The organism is Bacteroides sp. UBA939 (assembly GCF_002293435.1).
In the GTDB taxonomy this organism is placed as follows: Bacteria; Bacteroidota; Bacteroidia; order Bacteroidales; family Bacteroidaceae; genus Bacteroides.
This window is the reverse complement of sequence record NZ_DBDF01000172.1, coordinates 1-22,384: the sequence shown is the minus strand read 5'-3', so window position 1 is coordinate 22,384 and position 22,384 is coordinate 1. Positions and strand designations below refer to the sequence as shown.

The 22,384-nt window shown below is 43.0% G+C and carries 18 protein-coding genes and 1 pseudogene; 12 read left to right on the top strand and 7 right to left on the bottom strand.

Going from position 1 to position 22,384, the window contains the following annotated elements:
- Window positions 1-29: 29 nt before the first annotated feature.
- Window positions 30-680 (bottom strand): DUF4476 domain-containing protein, encoded by a 651-nt coding sequence (locus B2Z67_RS10965; protein WP_291529868.1) that lies wholly within the window; start codon window positions 678-680, stop codon window positions 30-32.
- Window positions 681-1,033: 353 nt separating this feature from the next.
- Here B2Z67_RS10965 and B2Z67_RS10960 point away from each other — a divergent pair, with 353 nt between their 5' ends.
- From B2Z67_RS10960 to B2Z67_RS10935, 6 genes are all read left to right on the top strand, one after another.
- Window positions 1,034-3,208 carry a hypothetical protein gene (locus B2Z67_RS10960; RefSeq protein WP_291529867.1) on the top strand — a complete coding sequence of 725 codons (2,175 nt, stop codon included), beginning with the start codon at window positions 1,034-1,036 and terminating at the stop codon, window positions 3,206-3,208.
- A 12-nt stretch (window positions 3,209-3,220) separates the two neighbouring features.
- On the top strand, window positions 3,221-4,972 hold the full coding sequence (locus tag B2Z67_RS10955) for an O-antigen ligase family protein (protein WP_291529866.1): 1,752 nt from the start codon (window positions 3,221-3,223) through the stop codon (window positions 4,970-4,972).
- Between the two features lie 23 nt (window positions 4,973-4,995).
- Window positions 4,996-6,558, top strand: a complete 1,563-nt coding sequence (locus B2Z67_RS10950; protein WP_291529865.1) for a hypothetical protein — start codon at window positions 4,996-4,998, stop codon at window positions 6,556-6,558.
- Window positions 6,555-7,091 carry a DUF5043 domain-containing protein gene (locus B2Z67_RS10945; protein ID WP_291529864.1) on the top strand — a complete coding sequence of 179 codons (537 nt, stop codon included), beginning with the start codon at window positions 6,555-6,557 and terminating at the stop codon, window positions 7,089-7,091. The genes B2Z67_RS10950 and B2Z67_RS10945 overlap by 4 nt, the downstream gene beginning before the upstream one ends.
- Before the next feature lie 43 nt (window positions 7,092-7,134).
- Window positions 7,135-7,671, top strand: a complete 537-nt coding sequence (locus B2Z67_RS10940; protein ID WP_291529863.1) for a DUF5043 domain-containing protein — start codon at window positions 7,135-7,137, stop codon at window positions 7,669-7,671.
- A 114-nt stretch (window positions 7,672-7,785) separates the two neighbouring features.
- The gene (locus B2Z67_RS10935; protein WP_291529862.1) at window positions 7,786-8,391 is read left to right on the top strand and encodes a ribonuclease HII; all 606 of its coding nucleotides are present in this window, start codon (window positions 7,786-7,788) and stop codon (window positions 8,389-8,391) included.
- On the opposite strand, the gene B2Z67_RS10930 is transcribed toward B2Z67_RS10935, so the two are convergent.
- The 5 genes from B2Z67_RS10930 to B2Z67_RS10910 all read right to left on the bottom strand — a co-directional run bounded on the left by B2Z67_RS10930 (window position 8,392) and on the right by B2Z67_RS10910 (window position 12,967).
- On the bottom strand, window positions 8,392-9,270 hold the full coding sequence (locus tag B2Z67_RS10930) for a hypothetical protein (protein ID WP_291529861.1): 879 nt from the start codon (window positions 9,268-9,270) through the stop codon (window positions 8,392-8,394).
- Between the two features lie 54 nt (window positions 9,271-9,324).
- Window positions 9,325-9,951: a hypothetical protein gene (locus tag B2Z67_RS10925; protein ID WP_291529860.1), complete on the bottom strand. Its 627-nt coding sequence runs from the start codon at window positions 9,949-9,951 to the stop codon at window positions 9,325-9,327.
- Between the two features lie 28 nt (window positions 9,952-9,979).
- Window positions 9,980-10,945 (bottom strand): phosphatase PAP2 family protein, encoded by a 966-nt coding sequence (locus tag B2Z67_RS10920; RefSeq protein WP_291529859.1) that lies wholly within the window; start codon window positions 10,943-10,945, stop codon window positions 9,980-9,982.
- On the bottom strand, window positions 10,936-11,943 hold the full coding sequence (locus B2Z67_RS10915) for an NAD-dependent epimerase/dehydratase family protein (RefSeq protein WP_291529858.1): 1,008 nt from the start codon (window positions 11,941-11,943) through the stop codon (window positions 10,936-10,938). The genes B2Z67_RS10920 and B2Z67_RS10915 overlap by 10 nt, the downstream gene beginning before the upstream one ends.
- A 109-nt stretch (window positions 11,944-12,052) precedes the next feature.
- A complete protein-coding gene (locus B2Z67_RS10910) occupies window positions 12,053-12,967 on the bottom strand; it encodes a cation diffusion facilitator family transporter (protein WP_291529857.1) in 915 nt (304 codons plus the stop codon).
- A 176-nt stretch (window positions 12,968-13,143) separates the two neighbouring features.
- On the opposite strand from B2Z67_RS10910, the gene rnr reads away from it, so the two are divergent.
- Together rnr and B2Z67_RS10900 are read left to right on the top strand one after the other, a co-directional pair.
- Window positions 13,144-15,285 (top strand): ribonuclease R, encoded by a 2,142-nt coding sequence (gene rnr / locus B2Z67_RS10905; RefSeq protein WP_291529856.1) that lies wholly within the window; start codon window positions 13,144-13,146, stop codon window positions 15,283-15,285.
- An 81-nt stretch (window positions 15,286-15,366) separates the two neighbouring features.
- A complete protein-coding gene (locus B2Z67_RS10900) occupies window positions 15,367-15,843 on the top strand; it encodes a pyridoxamine 5'-phosphate oxidase family protein (protein ID WP_291529855.1) in 477 nt (158 codons plus the stop codon).
- 34 nt (window positions 15,844-15,877) lie between these two features.
- On the opposite strand, the gene cysK is transcribed toward B2Z67_RS10900, so the two are convergent.
- Window positions 15,878-16,825, bottom strand: coding sequence for a cysteine synthase A (gene cysK / locus B2Z67_RS10895; RefSeq protein WP_291529854.1), 948 nt, complete (start codon window positions 16,823-16,825; stop codon window positions 15,878-15,880).
- Window positions 16,826-17,077: 252 nt separating this feature from the next.
- Here cysK and B2Z67_RS10890 point away from each other — a divergent pair, with 252 nt between their 5' ends.
- The 4 genes and pseudogenes from B2Z67_RS10890 (at window position 17,078) to B2Z67_RS10875 (ending at window position 22,280) form a co-directional block, all read left to right on the top strand.
- Window positions 17,078-17,977 (top strand): serine O-acetyltransferase, encoded by a 900-nt coding sequence (locus B2Z67_RS10890; RefSeq protein ID WP_291529853.1) that lies wholly within the window; start codon window positions 17,078-17,080, stop codon window positions 17,975-17,977.
- 227 nt (window positions 17,978-18,204) lie between these two features.
- Entirely contained in the window at window positions 18,205-19,872 is a 1,668-nt protein-coding gene (locus B2Z67_RS10885) for a THUMP domain-containing class I SAM-dependent RNA methyltransferase (protein WP_291529852.1), read from the top strand.
- Window positions 19,766-20,053: pseudogene (locus tag B2Z67_RS15950) on the top strand (ORF6N domain-containing protein); the annotation flags it as partial. The gene B2Z67_RS10885 and the pseudogene B2Z67_RS15950, both read left to right, overlap by 107 nt.
- 76 nt (window positions 20,054-20,129) lie before the next feature.
- Window positions 20,130-22,280 (top strand): S9 family peptidase, encoded by a 2,151-nt coding sequence (locus tag B2Z67_RS10875; RefSeq protein WP_414630805.1) that lies wholly within the window; start codon window positions 20,130-20,132, stop codon window positions 22,278-22,280.
- Window positions 22,281-22,384 lie beyond the last annotated feature (104 nt).

The following is a 22,384-nucleotide window of genomic DNA, read 5'->3' as shown; positions in this document are numbered from 1 at the left end:
TTTTCAACTTTATGGAGGTGTTTGCGAGTTTACTTCTTTATACCCAAAGCGACTCTCGCCTTTTCCTGGCTACTGATAAAACTAAGTGCGTCTATTATTTTGTCATAATTCTCCTTATCCGCAATTTGTGAAGCGACAATATCCAATACTTTGAGCTTCTCATCATCAAACGTATATATTGACATCAGCCGTACGCATTGACTACATGTAAGCTCTTTGTTTTCCATATCTATTGCTATGAGTTCCAACTGATCGTCTTTGAAAGGTTTGCTTTTTACCTTGCGATAAAATGCTTGGAAATCCCTTTCGTTCATCCCCCGGCCTATAGTGACATGCGGGTGAGAAATGCTTCCTCCGCCAACTTCTGCGGATGGATAGACGGCTACGGGAGGATTCAAATATCTCTGGAAAGAGTCCATACTCACTACCCGTCCGTCAATGAAACCCACAATAATTGTAGTTGGCCCGGAAGTGTTTGCAACATACTTCACGAATTCCCACTCCTCCAATTCATGGTCGAAACGTCTGTAATCCGGTTTTCCCAATATAGAAGATACTTCCTCCTGAGTCATTCCCTTTTGTATCTGCATCATGATGTCTTTATTGACAAATAAGCTGGCGCAACCGCTCATCCCGATTACAAGCGCCAATAATACCAATGTTTGTTTTATCGCTTTCATACTTAATATTGATTTGAGTTCTTGTTGTTACAAATATAAATGGGGAAAACCATATAACATTATCTTTTTCCCTATTTCTTTATTCGACAAAAAATGCGTGTATCCATATTGTACGAAATTAATAGAATGATATGAGATAAAAAAATGTGGATTAATCGTTGGAAAATGTGGATTAATTGTTGGGTTGAAATATGTAATTATTTGATAATTAGTGTGTTATTGAAAAGTATGCTATATGGGCAATCTATTTTATTGTTTTTTTATTGAATTAAATTCTTAACTTTATGCCGAAAAATGGATGAAAGAATATGAAAAACAATCTCTCTATTTAGGTAATCTTTAATATTTTATTAATGAAGGCTACATATTTATGGATTATAATATTATTGGTTCTGGTTTCCTGCACTTCCCGTTCGCCTGAATTGGAAGAAGCCCTGAAATTGGCAGGTGATAACCGTCCGGAACTTGAAGCAGTACTCAATCATTTTAAAGATCGAGGCAAAGTACCTTATAAATCAGCCTGCTTTTTAATAACCAACATGAAGTATCATGAAAGTAAGGATAAGATTCTTATAGACAACCTGTATCATGATTACTTTATTCGTACCGATTCTCTTTATAAAGCAATATTCAATGATGTACCCCTTTCCGAACAGTTACGGTATAACGGGCAGAAGTATGACTCATTGCGCAGGGATTTAGGGGATTCTTTTAATACAATATCTGTTCCTGAAATAACTTCTAAGGCTTATCTTTCGGACTTGGAAACAATTCGTGCGGATTTTCTGATTGATAACATTGAAGAAGCGCTCCAAATTTGGGAAGCCAATGGCTATACTTATAAGAAGGATTTTGATTTTTTTAAAGAATTCATTCTTCCCTATCGTACTACTAATGAGTTCCCTGTACATAAACGTAGCGAAATCCGGAAAATGTATGAAGCGCTTCTGATAGATACGGTTTCTATTCGCACCAAGCTTGAGCGTTATAAAGTCTATGTAAACAAATGCAGGTGGATAAACCAGCATACAAGTCCCAAAGAGCATTTGGGAATCTATGACTTGTTTGTGCCAAAGTTTAAGATGGATTGCCACAACATGACCAATTGGAGTTGTAATGTGTTCCGTGCCTGTGGAATACCAACCATGTATGAATATACTCCCAAATGGACCGATCGCGACAACCGGCATTTTTGGTGCGTTTCTCCCGATTTCGCCGGCATTCTGCAACCTTATACAGCGCCGGACAATAATCTTAGGGAAGATTGGGAAACTGATATCAAGTATGCAGGGAAAGTATATCGTAGCACGTTCGGCGCACAGAAAAACACCCCTTATTTTATGGCAGGTGAAGACGAATTCATTCCCGAAGAATTCAATACCCCATTACTTAGTGACCAAACCTTCAGATATCATCAGACTGTAACCTTGCGGTTGCCACTTAAAATGAAAACCGGTAATAAATTGGCTTATTTGGCCATGTTCACCGTCGACAATAAGTTGGTTCTTGTGGGGTGGGGAAATGTAGAACATTCCAAAAGCGAAATAGTCTTTGAACAGGTTCCATTGAATACATTATTCTTCCCCGTTTGCTATGATGACAATAAGATGTTGGATATTTCCGAGCCTTTCATCATTCACTCGTCCCATGCCCCTGAAAATATACCTCAACCCTTGACTGTTAATAAACAGCCTAAGGATATAGTGGATGTATCCGCAATAAATGGAAAACTATTGTTGACACATAAAAAGAATAAGGAAGCGCCAAACCTGAAATACATAACTTTAACTTGCGATACATCTCAAAAAGTCCAATTGCATTTACTGCGTAAATATCCGGAAAAAAGGAGATTGAAAGCCTTTTACGAAAAATTGAACGGAGCTTGTCTGTTAGGTGGCAATCAGGAAGAAGGGCATTATGATACACTATGCATTGTAAAGGAAATACCTGTTCCCTATTTGCAGGAGATAACTTTTGAAAACCATAAGCAATACCGTTATTACCGCTTTTCCGCGCCCAATGGCGAACCGGTTAACATCGCGCACATGGAATTTCTCGGAGACTATTCTTCCAATCATAATTGTACATCGCCTACACCTCTTCCAAATTTCTCGGAAACGGAAGTAGCATTGCAAAAATCCTGTTCGCTATATCGGATACATGGTACACCTGTTCGTACAGGCAGTAAATCGGAATATGCTTTTGACAATGATTTCAATACTTATGTGGGATCTTCAAAGATTGGTATGGATTTTAAGTCACCGGTACAAATCACGGGTATCCGTTTTATTCCCCGTAATGCCAACAATATGATTGTTCCCGGCAATAGCTACATGCTGCTCTATTATGACGGAGAATGGAAAGAACATAAGATATTATATGCGGAGCATCATTTTCTGGATTTTGAGAATGTTCCTCTCGCTACCCTGTATTGGCTGAAGAACTTAACGGAAGGTAAAGAAGAGCTTCCTTTCTTTTATATTAATGGGAAACAATATTTCTTGCATGTGAACGAAGTGTTATTATAAATTGGCCTTAAAATGAAAATTACGATAGATTATATAGTCTCGATATTATTGGGATTGGTGGTCATAGCATCTGTATCCGGTTTACCTTCTGAGATATTAAGCAATACGAAAATGTTTGCAATCTTTGGTGTTTCCGGAGTATCCTTTATAATAAGTATATTCTTTTTTATTATTGTCAAAAAGGATGCCGGAATATCTAAACTGGATATATTTAGTTTTGGCTTCTTAGTATTCTATCTAATCAATTTTTCTGATTTAAAGGGTTTGTGGAATATAGGCTGTCTATGCTTGCTGTTGCTGTTTGTTATTATCCGTTTTATGCGGAGAATACATTATGCTATATTGTTTAAAAGTTGTCTTTGCGCCATAACACTGCTTGCGTGTTGGGGATATTTACAGTATTTCGGATACATATCTTCCAATAGTAACTTTTTTCTTTTGACAGGCCCGTTCCATAATCCGGCAATCCTTGCAGTTATGCTTAGTTTACTATTAAGCGTAGTTTTAAACAGTGTTATATTATTTTGTGGCTACTTCAGAAAGTATCGTATCCTTTTAATGCTCTCAATTACCATCCTGTTATTTGGTACTTCTTTGTTGATTTTAACCTATGCTCGTGCCTCTTATGTAGCTTTGTTGCTTTCTGTTTTATATAGTTTATATCAGAAATTTATAGTCAATAAGCAAAAGAGAAATCAATTGCTTTATTTAATCGGAATTTTATTTTTTATTTTTACTACTATTGGAGGAACATATATTCTAAAGCCTGAATCAGCAAACGGGCGTTTGTTAATATGGAAAGTTAGTTGGGAAATGATACAGGACAAGCCCTTGATGGGACATGGGAAAGGAGGCTTTGCTGCAAACTATTTATATTATCAGGCAAACTACATGAAAACGTCGGCTTCTCCAGCAGAGAAAGTCTTGGCAGGAAGTACGCATCTTGCTTTTAATGAGCCGCTACGTATAGTAGTTGAACATGGATTAATAGGGTTGTTTGCCTATTTGGCATTCATTATCGGAATCTTCCTCTTGTATAGAGATAAAAACCACATTGCCATTATATTGAAATCACTTCTGATCGGTATCATAACATGGGGCATATTTGCTTATCCCGATCAAGTATTTCCCGTTCTTACACTGTGGGTCATTTGTATAGCTTGCTATTTGAATAAAAGATCGGGAAGCGGGAAAAGCTCCTTATCGGTTAACAGGACCTTTTCAATTACGTTGATAGCGGTTGTATATTGTGCAAGCCTTTTCTTAAGCACAAAGGTTTGGATAAAATGGAAATCTTATCACGAATTATATGCCTGTCTGAATGCCCATGACTTCCGGGAAGTATTTAAGCAGACAGACTACTTTGCTGATTTCAGGAAAGAGATGAGGAACGATATCAGCTTCTCTTACCTTTATTGCAAACTTACAAAAATGGAAAATCAGGATAGGGAATTCATTCATACCGTTCATTATCTGGAAGAAAAATTTCCTTCCCCGGAATTATTGCTGATGAAGGGCGATTATTTGAAAGAAAAGAGCTTGTGGAAAGAGGCTGAAGCAGCGTATAAGTTAGCTGCGGATATGGTTCCTGCATTACAAATGCCTCGCGGTAAATTAGCTTTCATGTATAATGAGATTGGACGCAGGAAGGAAGCGGTCGAAATTGCTCGTGAAATACTGGATGAGCATGTGAAAGTATATGGCTTTGAAACATTTAAACTGCATCGCGAATTAAAAAGAATCTTCGAAGATGAATTAAAATAATTGTTTAATTAAAAAGAAAAAACATGAAAGACATTGTAAAATGTAAGAAATGGCGTATCTTAGCATACGTAAGTGTGTTAGGCATGCTGTTCGCTTGTGTCGACCAACTGCGGGATGATGTAAATCCTGCGGCAGAACAGACAAAAGACAGCAAGTTGACAGTTTCTGCCGCAAAGCAATGGTTTGAAAGCAATTACACTCCGGTGGTGGCAACGCGATCTGTAGACGGAGGGGAACGGCTTCAAAAACCTTATTGGGAAAAGGCGAAGGAGTACAACCGAAAGCGGTATGAAGTGGTAGAAACCCCTATACTCGCCAAAGGTATCCATATTGTAATGGATAATGAGACCGCCGAACATTGGGAATCAGGAAAAAAGTCTGATTTTATCAGGAATACAATTAGGATGGTAGTTCTACGTGACAAGAAAAAGGGTACGACAAGGAGTTTCATCATGACTTTTGTCGGTACTTTGGATTATTTGAAGAAAACCCGTACAATAGGCAAGAACAGCTATTTGTACAGGGAACCGGATTTTAGTGGAGCCGTACTCTTCCATGAATTGGACGGAACCTTTCTGAATGGATGGAGATACTCGGACGGGAAAATTGTAGCGACCTTGTCAAAAATGAGAAATGATGAACAAGCGGTAGATGCATCCGGTGCGGAGACGCGGGCTATGGTAGAGGTCTGTAGAGATAGATGTTATCCTGTTTTTGAGGACTATTGTGATTACTCGTATGTTGAAACCGGTGATTTAGAATCCGGCATAGTCCTTGATATAGTAGAAGATTGCGGTATCCGATACGTAGGTGATGAATGTACACAAGACTGCTACGAGGAAGATGATGGTAGTGATGACTATGATGATGACGAAGACAATTGGTGGGAGAATGATTATCCACCGGGAGGTGCTACTCCTCCCCCAAGTACCGGTAATCCCCCTTCAAATAATACTCCGAAAGCTAAAAAAATATTCCGCAATTCAAATATGACGCAAGCTAACTGGGCAGCTTTAGAGAGAATGCTTAATAAGATTATGGCAAACTGTATGGGAGCAGCACTATATAATGGATTGGAGGCTCTTCTTGGTGGTAAAACTCTAACTATTCAGTTTAATGCAGGGACAGATGGATTATTCAGTGGAAATGGCTCAACTGGAGGTATTTCTCTTGGTATGCAGATGGAAAGTAATCAGCTTTTTCATGAAATGATGCATGCTTACAAGGCATATCAAGAGACACCCTCTTCTTATAATGCCTCTAATATGAACGGGGAGATAGAAGCGCACTATGCACAGTATCTTTATACAAGTAGCTTACCGGAATATCCGGGGAGCGAGTGGGAGGATAGGGATAATAATGACCCGAGGCGTAGTGTGATAAAAGATATTGCAAAATTCATTGATAACAAAGGAAACTTAAGGGCTGGCGTTAATCGTTCCAGTTTTGAGGATAATATCTTAAATGGAGTTGTACCCACTTTCCACCAAAACGGTTATCCAGCCAATGATTTTCCTTTTGATTATGACAGACCGGGATTGGAGAACTTTGCAAATTTAAGAACTTTAACAGTAAATTGCCCATGAGAGCTTTAATTATTATCAATATGTTGTTCTGTGTAACATATTTGCATGCACAGACGAATTATTATACCACTACTAAGACATTCTATGAGAGCGGATACACTTATCAGTGTGATGTGGCTACATCTAAGTTAGTTACACTTTATAATAAGAGTAATAAATGGATAAATACTTTTCCTGTTTACAAGAGTACAGGCAAGAACTTTATACAAACAGATGCGGGCATTAAATTGCATGAACTTGATAATGTGATGCGTTCTAAACGTTTTTCTATTGTCAATTCCGCATTCTCTGCCAGTGAAAAGCAGAGAATAAAGGGACATGATTTTACAATCATAATGTATGTAAATTCAAGTACCGGTAAGGTTGATGAGGTGAGCTTTAGGTTTGTTAATTTTGGGCCTTTCGCCACGATTCCTGTTTCCGTCTACCGTAAGATTGAAACAGAAATAAAGAAGAATATTTGGTTTACCCTCACCGATGAAGGAAGGAAACTGAATTATATATATTATTGGTGGGCGCAAGAGCCTAAATAGTAAGTCGTTTAATTAATAATCGTCTGTGCGTATGAATTTGCTTATGAGAACTTTAATTATTATCAGTATGTTGTTCTGTGTGACATATTTGCATGCACAGACGAATTATTATACCACTACTAAGACATTCTATGAGAGCGGATACACTTATCAGTGTGATGTGGCTACATCTAAGTCAGTTATACTTTATAATAAGAGTAATAAATGGATAAATACTTATCCTGTTTACAAGAGTACAGGAAAGAACTTTATACAAACAGATGCGGGTATTAAATTGCATGAACTTGATAATGTGATGCGTTCTAAACGCTTTTCTATTGTCAATTCCGCATTCTCTGCCAGTGAGAAGCAGAGAATAAAGGGACATGATTTTACAATCATAATGTATGTAAATTCAAGTACCGGTAAGGTTGATGAAGTGAGTTTTGATTTTGTTAATTTTGGACCTTTCGCCACTATTCCTGTTTCCGTCTACCGTAAGATTGAAACAGAAATAAAGAATAATATCTGGTTTACCCTCACCGACGAAGGAAGGAAACTGAATTATATATATTATTGGTGGGGACAAGAGCCTAAATAGTAAGTCGTGTGGGTGCATCATTGAAACTCTGTTTCTGTAAATACAGTTATTTCCCTTTGAACTTCAGTTTAACTATAAAAAGATTTATCTTTGTGCGTTCTAACCCCACAAAGTATGCTATTACCTTATTTGAATGAGGACTTGGTTGAGGCCGGTTGTGATGAAGCCGGTCGCGGATGTCTGGCAGGAGCTGTTTATGCTGCTGCCGTTATTCTTCCGAAGGATTTCAGGAATGAATTATTGAATGATTCCAAGCAGTTGAGCGAACATCAACGTTATGCCTTGCGCGAGGTAATCGAGAAGGAAGCATTGGCATGGGCTGTCGGCGTGGTTTCTCCTGCGGAAATAGACAAGATTAATATTCTGAATGCTTCCTTCCTTGCCATGCATCGTGCGGTAGACCAATTGAAAATACGTCCGCAGCACCTTCTGATTGATGGCAATCGTTTTAAAAAGTACCGGGATATTCCGCATACGACGGTAGTGAAAGGCGACGGCAAATATCTTTCCATTGCCGCCGCCTCTATTCTTGCCAAAACCTATCGTGATGATTATATGAACCGTTTGCACGAGGAATTTCCCTGTTATGACTGGAACCATAATAAAGGGTATCCCACTAAGAAACACCGTGCCGCTATTGCCGAACGGGGAGCTACGGCCTATCACCGCATGACGTTTAATTTGTTGGGCGACGGGCAGTTGGCGCTGGATTTCGGATGATTATTTTATCGCTTCGTCCAAGTCAATAAACAGGAGTTGGCTCTCTTCATTCAGCAATAACAGCTCATTATCAATAACTCTCCCTTTCTTGAATTCTGTTTGGAGATGAGCTACAGGCATTCCCATTTCATGGATAAACCAATAATCTCCCTGATTGCCGATGCATAAATAATCCTTCATCGGGATTTGGGGAACATAAATGTGCTCCCGTTCATAAGTGTTCCTGATGTTAAGGTCTTTATCCACTTCGTAGATAACTCCTCGCTCATTGTGTACAAGGCAATGCTCGCCATCAAAAGTTAGCGCTTGAAATGCTGTAGTATCTTCGTTAGCAACATAATAAGTATGGGGCAATATGGCCTCCAGCTTACCATATTCTTTTTTATTCCACGGAACAATGTTCACTACCGAGTCCGTGAGTTCTTGATAGGCAAGTCCGTCATCAAAAAGCATATATATTGCGTCGTCGGTTCTCAAGGCGCTTTCAATCATATCTTTCTTTACGCTTAGCCGGTTGAAGAATAGTTCTTCGCCATTCTGCAAGTCATAGCAGGCAATGAACGGGCGTCCGTACTTCTTGGGGTAGGCTCCATTGGCCAGCCCATACCCGTAATTAAGCATGAATAACTTGTCGTCTTGTACGAATAGCTGTGAGCGGGATGCTTTTACATCCGTAAATTCGGTCTGCCACACTATGTTAAGAGCGGTGTCCAAGCAGCAAATGCGCTCCCGGTCTGCCCAATAATAAAGGGAGTCGTGAGACAGGATGTTAGAATTTAACCCTGTGACTGTATTATTGGCGGTAGGTATATAGCCGTAGTAATAACCGCCACCCCTTATCGCCGCGCCTGCAGCTACTACAACTGCTGCCGCCGCCAATCCCTGTAATATGGCGGCGCCGGTGTCATAAAATCCCGGTTTGCTTTCAAAGGTTTACAATTCCCCGGTCATGAAATCCAGTTTATGCAAATCGTCTGCTACAATCAGGCGTTTATTCCGGTCTAAATCAAGAACTTGGTTCCAGCCATATTTGTGTGGCATCTTCTTTTGCCACAACTCATTGCCGAATGGCAGGTAGACGGCGCGTAACTTATTGGATGTGGCGGAACTATATCCCAATATCAATTCCAGCGAATCATCCGCATGTATTGGGAATAATTTGGTTTCCCATCTCTTTTCTCCGTTCTCTTTGCTGAGCAATGATATTTTGTTATTGTTGCGGGTCGTTAATACTCCTTCTGACATACAAGTTACCTGTGTTGTGGCGAAGTCAATGGGTTGTGTCCACAGGAGCTGTCTGTTTTTCACATCATAGAAGCCGATTTCTCCTTTGTTTTTCAGATATTTTCCGCTTTGGGTTGTTTCGCGGAAGCTGATGCAGAGATAATCTCCTTTATCACTCATAGAGAAAGTTTCTATGCGTTGCGGAAAAGTGTAACATTCTGCTTTCAAGTCTGTTCCGTCTGTTTTCTTTCCAACAATGACAGTTTCAGGCTGTGCATAAGATACGGATGCCATGAAATTCAGGCATGCGAAGAGAAAAATCTTGTGTGCTTTCATGGTTTATAGTTTTAGATGTTGTTTATCGTCATTTAAACATAGGCTGTGCGAACCACCGCTTAAACATCCACGTCACCACCACGTAAAGGCCGAGAGCTGAAGCGAAACCGACAATCACATCTATAAGGTAATGGGCTTGGATATACACTGTGGCGCCGCAAAGCAGCAGGTAGAAAGGCACCAAACACGCAAACAGCCACTTACTGCCGCGCCATGCCATAATCATCAGGATAGTGGAAATACCGACATGGGAACTGGGGAAAGCGGCTGTAGGACGTTCGCCGATTCGCTGAGATCCCTCTACCAGGTTATAGAAGAAGCCATGATCGTATCCCGGTCCGGGCAACAATTCCTGATGGCGGTTGAAATAGTCTCCAATAGAAGGAAATATGCCTTGCGTCACATTCTCGTCACCGATAGCCGGGAAATAGAATTGCGGACCTGCAACCGGTACGAAGATGTAAATCAGATAGTAGATGAAGAAAGAAGTAACCAGCACAAACGACAGCTTTTCAAAAAGATAGAAACGATAGATAAAATACCATACTACCACAATCAGAATCATCGGGTAATAGAAGAAATAACCCATGTTGAATGGTTCGCTTACCCATATATGAGGGAAACGTAAAAAGAACCAAACCGCAGGCTGACCACCGAACAACCACTCCTCTGTCGATGCAAAGACATGGTCGAGATTTGGGAATATCCGGTTGAACTCAAACGTGTCGGGATACCAGTAGGAAAGCAGGGAGAACTGGATGGCTATGCGCACAAAGGCAGAAAACTTACAAGGTGCCAGCCGGTAAAGAAACATAAGCAAAAACGTCATACCGGCAATCATGGCACGGTCAATCAACATGTGTACAGGATGATCCATTTCCTGAAAGAGAAACAAGATCAGAATAGAAGTCAACAAGTTATATATCAGTGTTATCTTCTCAACAGCAAACAACCCTTTCCGGGTTTCTACTTTTTTAAATAAGTCTAAAGCCATCCTTTTTCTTTATACCAGGCAATGGTTTCTTTCACACCTTGTTCCAGGTTATACTGGGGTGTAAAGCCCAGTTCTTTCACAGTAGGGTTGATGTCGCATTGCCAATTGCGTTGTTCCATTATTTTATATTTGTCCGAATTGAGAGTACTGGTTTTCCTGCATCGTTTCGCACAAAATTCGGCGAGCAAAGATACAACTTTCAATATAATTAGCGGACATGTTACACGAATAACAAACGGATTACCTAATTCTTTCCTGATAAGGTTTGAAAAAGTGCGGCTTTGGTACACTTGTCCGTCTGCCAGAAAATAGGCGCGGCGGCACACTTTTTTCTCAATACCCAGGAATACAGCCTGCACAATATCTTTCACGTAGACAAACGTCAGATCCTGACGACGAAACCCCACGGCAAAGTCTGTATGTTGTTTGATTGATTTAGCCATCAGGAAATAATCCTTCTCCCGCGGGCCGTACACTCCTGTGGGACGATAAATGACGTATGGAAAGCCGGGAATACTCTGCAAATACAGTTCGGCCTTAAACTTACTCATGCCGTATGCCGTGTTGGGCATAGGAGAGTCTTCTTCTGTAATCGGTTTATATGTTTTTTCGTGGATAGGGCCAAAGACGCTCAACGTACTGATGTAGATGAATTGCTTCGGTATCATATTCAGTTCGCGGAGGGTATCGATGAAATATTTTGTTTGCAGGTAATTTACCCGGTCGAACTCCCGCTTGTCTATGCATTTGGTTGTACCGGCGCAATGGATGATGTAATCGAATTTGTTGTAAGTTCCTTTATGTCCTGAGAGTTGTGCCCGCAGTTCGTTGGGGTGTGCAAAGTCCAGTTCGAGAATATGTATTTTGCGATTTTGCAGATATTCGCGACTACTGCTTGAACGGACTCCCGCCCAAACACCAAATTTCAGTCTCAACGCTTCTTCCACGATGAAACTTCCGATAAATCCGCTGGCTCCTGTAATTAAAACCGATTCCATTACAATTTAGTTATTTACGATTAAAGAAATGTATTTAGTGATTAGTGGTTGGTGATTAGTGATTAGCACTATACAACTTGCTAATCACTAATCACCAATCGCTCATCACTTACTTCAGCGGTTCTACATGGATGCCGATATGGGTATTCTTGCCGAACATTTCTTTCATTTTATTTTCTATTGCCGTCGCCGTACGGTGCGCTTCTTCCAATGATATCTTACCGTCCATGCGCACATGAACTTCTATGGCGTAATAATTACCGATACGTCGCGTACGCAAGTGATGCGGTGAGCTAACACCCGGAAACGACAAAATGATATCCTGAATTTCGTTTTCTACTTTAGCAGGTAGTGATTTTTCCAACAACTCATTTACGCAAGGAACCAACAATTGTATGGAGACCTTCATGATGAAGAAACTTACCACTACCGCAGCAATCGGATCGAGTACGCGCCACTGGTGTCCCAGTAAAATAGCTCCGCCGATACCGATAGCCGTACCGATTGAAGAAAGCGCATCACTGCGGTGATGCCATGCATTGGCAACCATTGCCTGTGAATTAAGATTCTTTGCCTTGAGTACCGTATAGCGATAAAGCGCTTCTTTCAGGACAATAGATATCAATGCGGCTGCCAATGCCAGGATGCCAGGCTCTTGCAAAGGTTCTCCCTGTAAGAAACGATAAATGGACGACACGCCGTTCCAAAGAATTCCAAAGCCTACGAATAACAGTACGATGCCGATAATGGCTGTAGCCAATGTCTCGTATTTCCCATGTCCGTAATCGTGCCCTTCATCCTCCGGTTTGGAAGATATGCGTACAAATACAATCACAATAATATCGGTGACAAAGTCTGATAGTGAGTGGACTGCATCTGCCATCATAGCAGCACTATGACCTACAAAACCTGCAATGAATTTAAAGACCAGTAAGAGCAAATTCACAATACTACCCATCACAGTTACCCGGTAAATACCTTTTTCCCGTTCAATGATTTTCTCGTTTGATACTTGTTCCGTCATTCAGTTGTTTTTATAAGTCGTGCAAATATAGTGCATAAATCTGTATGCTTCTGCTATTTAGCTGTTATTTTCTATGAAAGAACAAGATTTTGAGAGCAGATTGAACGATTGAAGATAATTATTTGTTTACTTTGTAGTCATAAGACAACTGTAAACTGTTTATAAACCTATAATATATGGCTAAAAAGAAAGAAAAGAAAGCCGGTAAACGGATGAAAAAGAAAGAGCTTATCGCCATGCTCATGGATTTTTTCCATTCAAAACCTGACGAGGTACTATCTCTGAAATATATCTTTGAACAACTTCATCTCACCACGCATCCATTAAAGATGTTGTGCAGGGATATTCTGAGCGACTTGTTGTTGGACGACTATATTACCGAAGTAGATAAAAGCAAGTATAGGCTGAACAACCACGGCATAGAAATGGTGGGAACTTTCCACCGTAAGAGTAACGGGAAGAATTTCTTCATCCCCGAAGGCGGCGGCGACCCGATATTCATTGCCGAACGTAACTCTGCACATGCCATGAATAATGATAAAGTGCGTATAGCTTTCTACGCCAAGCGTCGCGGACGCGAGGCCGAAGGGGAAGTCGTTCATATTCTGGAACGTGCTAATGATACCTTTGTGGGTACGCTGGAAGTCGCCAATTCGTATGCGTTCCTTGTTACTGAAAACCGTACACTTGCCAATGACATCTTTATCCCGAAAGAAAAACTGAAAGGCGGGAAGACGGGCGATAAGGCTATTGTGAAAGTAGTGGAATGGCCCGACAAGGCAAAGAATCCTATCGGGCAGGTAATCGACATCTTAGGAAAAACGGGTGATAATACCACCGAGATGCATGCCATTCTTGCCGAGTTCGGTTTACCTTATATTTATCCCTCTTCCGTAGAAAAGGCGGCGGATAAGATTCCTGCCGAAATCTCTGCCGAAGAAATAGCCAAGCGTGAGGATTTCCGGAAGGTGACGACTTTCACCATCGACCCGAAAGACGCAAAGGACTTTGACGATGCGCTTTCCATCCGTAAGTTGAAAGACGGGCTTTGGGAAGTAGGCGTCCATATTGCGGACGTTACCCATTACGTAACCGAAGGCGGTATCATTGACAAGGAGGCCGAGAAGCGCGCCACGTCCGTCTATCTGGTAGACCGTACTATCCCGATGCTTCCCGAGCGCCTCTGCAACTTCATCTGTTCCTTACGTCCCGATGAAGAAAAATTGGCTTATTCCGTTATCTTTGATATAAACGAGAAAGGGGAAGTGAAAGATTCGCGCATTGTGCATACCGTGATTAAGTCCGATCGTCGTTTCAGCTACGAAGAGGCGCAGCAAGTGATAGAAACCAAAGAGGGAGATTTCAAAGAGGAAATCCTGGTACTGGATACTATTGCCAAGGCGCTTCGCGAAAAACGCTTTGCTGCCGGTGCTATTAACTTCGATCGTTATGAAGTGAAGTTTGAGATAGACGAGAAGGGCAAGCCTGTCAGCGTATATTTTAAAGAAGCAAAAGATGCCAATAAGCTGATAGAGGAATTTATGTTGCTTGCCAATTGCACTGTTGCGGAAAGAATCGGGCGGGTACCGAAAAGTAAGAAGCCCAAAGTATTCCCTTACCGTATCCATGACCTGCCGGATCCGGAGAAACTGGATAATCTGGCGCAATTTATTGCACGCTTCGGTTACAGGATACGCACCAGTGGGTCCAAGGCGGATGTTTCCAAGTCCATCAACCATTTGTTGGACGATATCCAGGGTAAGAAAGAAGAGAATCTTATTGAAACCGTGTCTATCCGCGCTATGCAGAAAGCGCGTTATTCCACGCACAACATCGGACACTACGGATTGGCATTCGATTATTATACGCACTTCACCTCGCCCATTCGCCGTTTTCCGGATATGATGGTACACCGCCTGCTCACTAAATATCTGGATGGCGGGCGCAGTGTCTCGGAAAAGAAGTACGAAGACTTATGCGAGCACTCCAGTAATATGGAGCAAATTGCAGCCAATGCCGAACGCGCTTCCATCAAGTACAAACAAGTGGAGTTTATGACGGAACGCTTAGGGCAGATTTACGACGGTGTAATTTCCGGTGTAACTGAGTGGGGCTTGTATGTTGAGTTGAATGAAAACAAGTGCGAGGGTATGATACCTATCCGTGACCTTGATGATGATTACTACGAATTCGACGAAAAGAACTATTGCCTGCGCGGACGCCGTAAGCATCGTACGTATAGTTTGGGTGATGCCATCGCGATTAAGGTGGCGCGTGCCAATCTGGAGAAAAAGCAGTTGGACTTTGCGTTGGTTTAGATTTTGAACTACTCCTTTAACTCCTGATTCGCATTCCTCATAGAATAATATATGCATAAACTAAAACCCTCATTCAATCACATGAGCACAATTGCAATCACAGAAAAGGCGGAGATTGAAGCAATCATCCGCAAATGTCCTTATTGTATGGTCGGTATCACTGACCTGGAAGGCAATCCTTATGTAATTCCCATGAACTTCGGCTATCAGGATGGAACTGTCTACCTGCATTTAGGCCCGAACGGCAGTAAAGTAAAGATGGTAGAACACCATCCGCGTGTCTGCATCACTTTCTGCGAAGGGCACGAATTGGTGTACATACACCAACAGATGGCGTGCAGTTACAGTATGAAATCACGTAGCGTGATGTGTCGTGGAAATGTCCGTTTCATCAGAGATATGGATGAAAAACAACGTGCACTCAATGTTATCATGAAGCAATATACCAATAACGAATTCAAGTACGGTGAACCTGCAGTACGCAATGTGGTGATATGGGAAGTCAAGGTAGAAAGCATGACTTGCAAATCTTTCGGATTACGACCGAGTGAGTTATAAGAGAACCTATATCTCTGATTACAGCTATTTCTGATTACAGCGGATACTCGTCGAACGCATACAACAGCGTCGAAAGATAACGTTCGCCCGTATCCGGTAATAATGCAACTATCGTTTTACCTTCATTTTCAGGAAGAAGCGCCAGGCGTGTAGCTGCGCTTACTGCCGCACCGGAAGAGATGCCGACCAGCAGACCTTCTTTTTGCGCCAGTTCGCGCCCGGCACGGATGGCATCGTCGTTCGTTACCTGCAGGATTTCGTCTACCACTGCCGGATTATAATTCTTAGGTACGAAACCGGCTCCAATACCCTGTATCTTGTGTGCACCCGGTGCGCCGCCCGACAATACCGGAGAATCCGCAGGTTCTACCGCTACCACCTTCACTGCCGGGTTGTGTTTCTTTAATGCACTGCCTACGCCGCTCACAGTTCCGCCCGTACCTACGCCGGCAACAAAGATATCGACCTTCCCGTCCGTATCCCGCCAGATTTCCTGTCCCGTAGTATGTTCGTGTACGGCAGGATTTGCGGGATTTTCAAACTGCTGAAGAATTACTGCGCCGGGGTTTTCGGCTTTCAACTCTTCGGCGTGTGCGATGGCTCCTTTCATTCCATTGGCGCCCGGCGTAAGAATCAGTTCGGCTCCAAGCGCTTTCAGCAAGTTCCGGCGCTCAATACTCATGGTATCGGGCATGGTGAGGATAAGTTTGTATCCTTTTGAGGCGGAAACAAAAGCAAGCCCTATTCCGGTATTTCCGCTGGTAGGTTCTATAATCGTGGCTCCGGGCTTCAGCAAACCAGAAGCTTCGGCATCTTCAACCATTGCCAGTGCTATGCGGTCTTTCACGCTTCCGGCAGGATTAAACAACTCCGGTTTTACAATCAGTCGAGCCTTCAGCCCCTTTGCTTTACTATAATTACTCAGTTCCAGCAGGGGAGTGTTGCCCACAAGTTCAGTGAGCTGTTTTGCTATCTTTGTCATAACATAATTGGGTTTTAAGAACTGTTTAAATATTCCTCAAATATATTCTGAGAGTTGTTTTTGAAGATGTCTCTTTGTTTAAAAAGGAACGTTCAAACAGGCTCTGAATTAATACTTCTTTCTAAAGTACAAAGATAGAGGGAGAATAGTTCATGGAAAATACCATGTTTGTGGGATTTTCATACTATAGATGTGGGATTTTCACTGGGAATAACTACCTTTGTACCCACCTTATTAATAAAGGATACTCTAATGAGCCCATTGAATTTCACTCACATCCTGACACAGGCAGTTGATGAGCTATCGGAAAGTTCATCTTACAAAGGACTGTTTCATCAGCACACGGACGGCAATCCATTACCTTCGGCCGAAGCATTGCAGGGTATTGTAGAATTGTCGCGCGCTATTCTCTTCCCCGGTTATTTCGGTAATTCCACAGTCAACAGTAGAACCATCAAGTACCATATCGGCGTAAACGTAGAACGCTTGTTCGACTTGCTGACCGAACAGATTCTTGCAGGTCTTTGCTTCACCGGCGACGATGAATGTAACTGCTGTACCGAACTTCAACGCGAAGAGGCTACCCAGATAGCCGCCAAGTTTATCAGCCGTCTGCCGGAAATGCGTCGCGTACTGGCTACGGATGTGGAAGCTGCCTACAACGGCGACCCTGCGGCGCAGAGCTTCGGCGAAGTAATCAGTTGTTATCCTGCCATCCGCGCCATCAGTAACTACCGCATCGCCCACGAACTGTTGCAACTCGGCGTACCCCTTATTCCACGCATTATTACCGAAATGGCTCACAGGGAGACGGGGATTGATATTCATCCGGGTGCAGCCATTGGCGCTTACTTTACCATAGACCATGGTACGGGTGTGGTAATTGGCGAGACGTGTGTCATAGGCAATCATGTGAAACTCTATAAAGGTGTAACCCTCGGAGCCAAAAGCTTCCCGCTGGATGCTGACGGTAAGCCCATCAAGGGGATACCCCGCCATCCTATATTGGAAGATAACATTATTGTTTATTCTAATGCTACCATTCTGGGACGTATCACTATCGGGCAAGGAGCCACGATAGGCGGTAATGTTTGGGTGACGGAAGACCTGCCGCCGGGGGCGAAGATTGTGCAGGCGAAAGCAAAAAAGTAACTGCCAAACAGTAGGCTATCATCCCGTTTACAGAACACTTGTGTTACATTTATGGAACACAAGTGTTACGGAAGAGAAACACAAGCGTTCCATAAATGTAATGCAAGTGTTCTGTAAACGCCCTGTAAAGGGCCTGTAGGAGGGGTGTAAGAAGTACCCGCAGGGGAAGATGTTAGGTGAGAATTAACATAGAGACAACTTACGAAATTTAAATAAGAACAAAATAGATGGAATCCTTTCAAATGATAGCCAAGACCTTTCAAGGTCTGGAAGAAGTATTAGCACAAGAACTGACTGCATTAGGAGCAAACGACATAGAAATAGGCCGCCGTATGGTGTCTTTCAGCGGAGACAAGGAAATGATGTATAAGGCAAACTTCAGCCTGCGTACCGCTATCCGTATTTTGAAACCAATCAAGCATTTCACAGCCAAGGATGCCGATGAAGTCTATGAGCAGATTAAAGCCATCCGTTGGGAAGACTTTATGGATACGCACAAAACATTCTCAATAGATGCGGTTGTGTTCAGCGAAGAGTTCCGTCATTCCAAATTCGTATCATATAAAGTAAAAGATGCAATCGTGGACTATTTTCGTGAAAAGACCGGAGAGCGTCCCTCGGTGCGCATCAACAACTCGGATGTGCAACTGAATATACACATTGCGCAGACCGCATGTACTCTTTCGCTTGACTCGTCGGGCGAATCCCTGCACCGTCGCGGTTATCGTCAGGAAGCAGTGGAGGCTCCGTTGAATGAAGTGCTTGCCGCCGGAATGATTTTAATGACCGGCTGGCAGGGAGATTGTGATTTGATTGACCCGATGTGCGGTTCGGGTACCATACCTATTGAAGCGGCGCTTATTGCCCGTAACATAGCTCCGGGCGTGTTCCGTAAGGACTTTGCCTTTGAGAAGTGGAATGATTTCGACCAGGAAATGTTTGATGCGATTTACAATGACGATAGTCAGGAACGTGAATTTGTGCATAAGATATATGGCTACGACAATAATCCGAAGGCCAATGAAATAGCCACCTATAATGTTAAGGCGGCGGGCGTATCTAAAGATGTTGTCCTGAAACTGCAACCGTTCCAGCAATTTGAGCAGCCGAAAGAGAAAGCGGTAATCATCACTAACCCGCCCTACGGTGAACGTATCTCAACCAATGACCTGCTGGGCCTGTACCAGATGATAGGTGAACGCTTGAAGCATGCCTTTACCGGCAATACTGCATGGGTGCTTTCGTATCGTGAGGAATGTTTCGACCAGATAGGTCTGAAAGCTACCTCCAAGATACCTTTGTTTAACGGTGCATTGGAGTGTGAGTTCCGTAAGTATGAAATATTTGGCGGGAAATACAAGGAGTTCCGTAAGCAGGAAGAAGGCGAAGAAGAAGGAACAACAAGAGAGTCCGGCTTCAAACCGAGAGAACCACAGGAGGGACAGGAGTTCAAACCGAGAGGAGGAGGGGACTTCAAGCCACGGGAGAAACGGGAATTCAGATCAAGAGAAGGGCAGGAATTTAAACCAAGGGAAAGGAGAGAGTTCAAGCCAAGAGAGGAAGGTGATTTCAAACCAAGAGAAAGACGGGAGTTCAAGCCACGGGAAGGACAAGAGTTCAAGGCAAGGGAAGGACGGGAGTTCAAGACGAGGGAACCGCGTAAACCGGGAGAATTCAAATCGCGCGATAATAAACCGAAGGAGTTCAGGTCAAGGGATGGTAAACCAAGGGAATTCGGTAGTAGAGAAGATAAACCCAGAGAGTTCAAGCCACGGGAGTTCCGTAAGGATGGAGACAGGGAACGGAAACCATTTGATAAAGAACGCCGTCCGAAAGGAAGCGGAGAGTTTAAGCCGAAGCGGGAGTTCAAGCCGAGGAAGCGGGAAAAGGAATAGTAACTCATTAAGAAACAGTTTGAGGTTCCAATTTGGAACCTCAAGTTGGGGAGGTACTCGCTATACCCCTTTCGCCTTCACCGAACAAGGCGTCGCCATGCTTTCCGGCATCCTCCGAAGCCCCAAAGCCATCGAAGTCGACATCAACATCATGCGTGCCTTCGTCCGTATGCGGCAATACAAGTGAAAAGCTCTCCGATAGGCAGAATAGAAGTGAAAGGATTCAGAAAAGAGAATGACTAATAATAGTTATAAAGATGAAGATAATCAGTAAATTGACGAGAGTGGCGTTATTAGTATTGCCGACTCTCTTTACAACAGAAGCCATGGCGCAAGAACTGAAGAAACCGACGCTGGAAGACTTGATTCCCGGCGGAGAAACCTATCGTTTTACCGAGAACCTGTACGGTTTGCAATGGTGGGGAGACACCTGCATCAAGCCCGAAATGGACTCCTTGCTTGCAGTAAATCCTAAAACAGGAAAAGAAACACTACTCGTTACGCGCGACAAAATCAATCGGGCGCTTAAACAGGAAAACCTTGGGAAAATAAACCATCTGCAGGGAGTACGTCTGCCTTGGGCTGAAAAAACACAGATACTTCTCACCCTGCCCCGCAGTTACGTCGTTTATGATTGGAAAGCGGACAAGGTCATCGCTAATCGGGCTGTACCGAACAAAGCCGGCAACAAAGATTACAATACCACAAGCGGTAACGTGGCCTATACCCTGAGCAATAACCTTTACGTAAACGACCATGCCGTGACCAACGAACCGGAAGGCATCGTATGCGGTAAAAGCGTACACCGCAATGAATTCGGTATTCATAAAGGAACCTTCTGGAGTCCGGGTGGAGATTTACTTGCTTTCTACCGGATGGACGAAAGCATGGTAACGCAGTATCCGCTGGTAGATATTACCGCGCGGGTGGGGGAACTGAACAACGTTCGATACCCGATGGCAGGTATGACAAGCCACAAGGTAACAGTAGGTATTTATAATCCTGAAACCCGGGAGACAGTCTATCTGAAAGCAGGCGACCCCACCGATCGCTACTTCACGAATATCAGTTGGGCTCCGGATGCCGGAAGTCTCTATCTCATCGAACTGAACCGTGACCAGAACCATGCAAAACTCTGTCAGTACAATGCCGCAACCGGCGAACTGATGGCTACACTCTTCGAGGAAACGCATCCTAAATATGTAGAACCTCAGCACCCCATTGTCTTTCTGCCGTGGGATAACACTAAGTTCATTTACCAAAGCCAACGTGATGGTTTCAACCATCTTTACCTTTATGATACGGACGGCAAGCTGATTAAGCAACTCACGGATGGGAAATGGTTAGTAACTGATATCTTAGGATTCAATACCCGGAGAAAAGAAGTCATCTTCAATGCCGCAGGTGGATTGGGAAGTAATAATTTCGCAGTTAACATAACCACTGGAAAGCGCAGTCTGCCTTTCAGCATCAATACCACTACTGATGGGGTTCATAGAGGGGAACTTAGCGCATCAGGTACATACATCATTGACAATTATTCAGCGCCTAAAACACCCCGTAAGATAGACATAATCGACACAAAAACTTTCAAAACTATCAATCTGTTTACAGCCGAAGATCCGTTTAAGGGCTTCATTATGCCGAACATCGAAGTCGGCACTATCAAGGCTGCCGATGGTGTAACGGACTTATATTATCGTCTCATAAAACCTGCGGACTTCAATCCGGATAAGAAATATCCGGTTATCATCTATGTCTATGGTGGTCCGCATGCGCAAATGGTTACCGGCGGCTGGCAGAACGGCGTACGCGGCTGGGACATTTATATGGCAAACAAAGGTTATATTATGTTCACTCTCGATAATCGTGGCAGCTCAAACCGCGGATTGGAATTTGAGAATGCAACCTTCCGTCATCTCGGCATAAAGGAAGGCGAAGACCAGGTGAAAGGAGCGGAATTCCTGAAAAGCCTGCCTTACGTAGACGGCAATCGTATCGGTGTGCATGGCTGGAGCTATGGCGGACACATGACTACGGCGCTGATGCTCCGCTATCCGGATATTTTCAAGGTAGGCGTAGCGGGCGGTCCGGTTATTGATTGGGGATATTATGAAATAATGTATGGAGAACGGTATATGGATACGCCACAGAGTAATCCGGAGGGTTATAGCCAATCTAACCTGAAGAATATTGCAGGCAATCTGAAAGGCCATCTTCTGTTAATCCACGACGACCATGACGATACCTGCGTACCGCAACACACGCTTTCGTTCATGAAAGCCTGTGTGGATGCCCGCACATACCCCGACTTGTTCATCTATCCCACGCACAAGCACAATGTTGCTGGGCGTGACCGCGTGCATCTGCATGAGAAGATAACGCGGTACTTTGAAGAACATTTATAAGATTTTGAAGAACATTTATAAGATAAGGATAATTTGGCGAAGCGGAGCTTCGCAGTGATTAGTGTTTAGTGTTTAGTGATAAGTGATTAACAAGAGTATCTCTA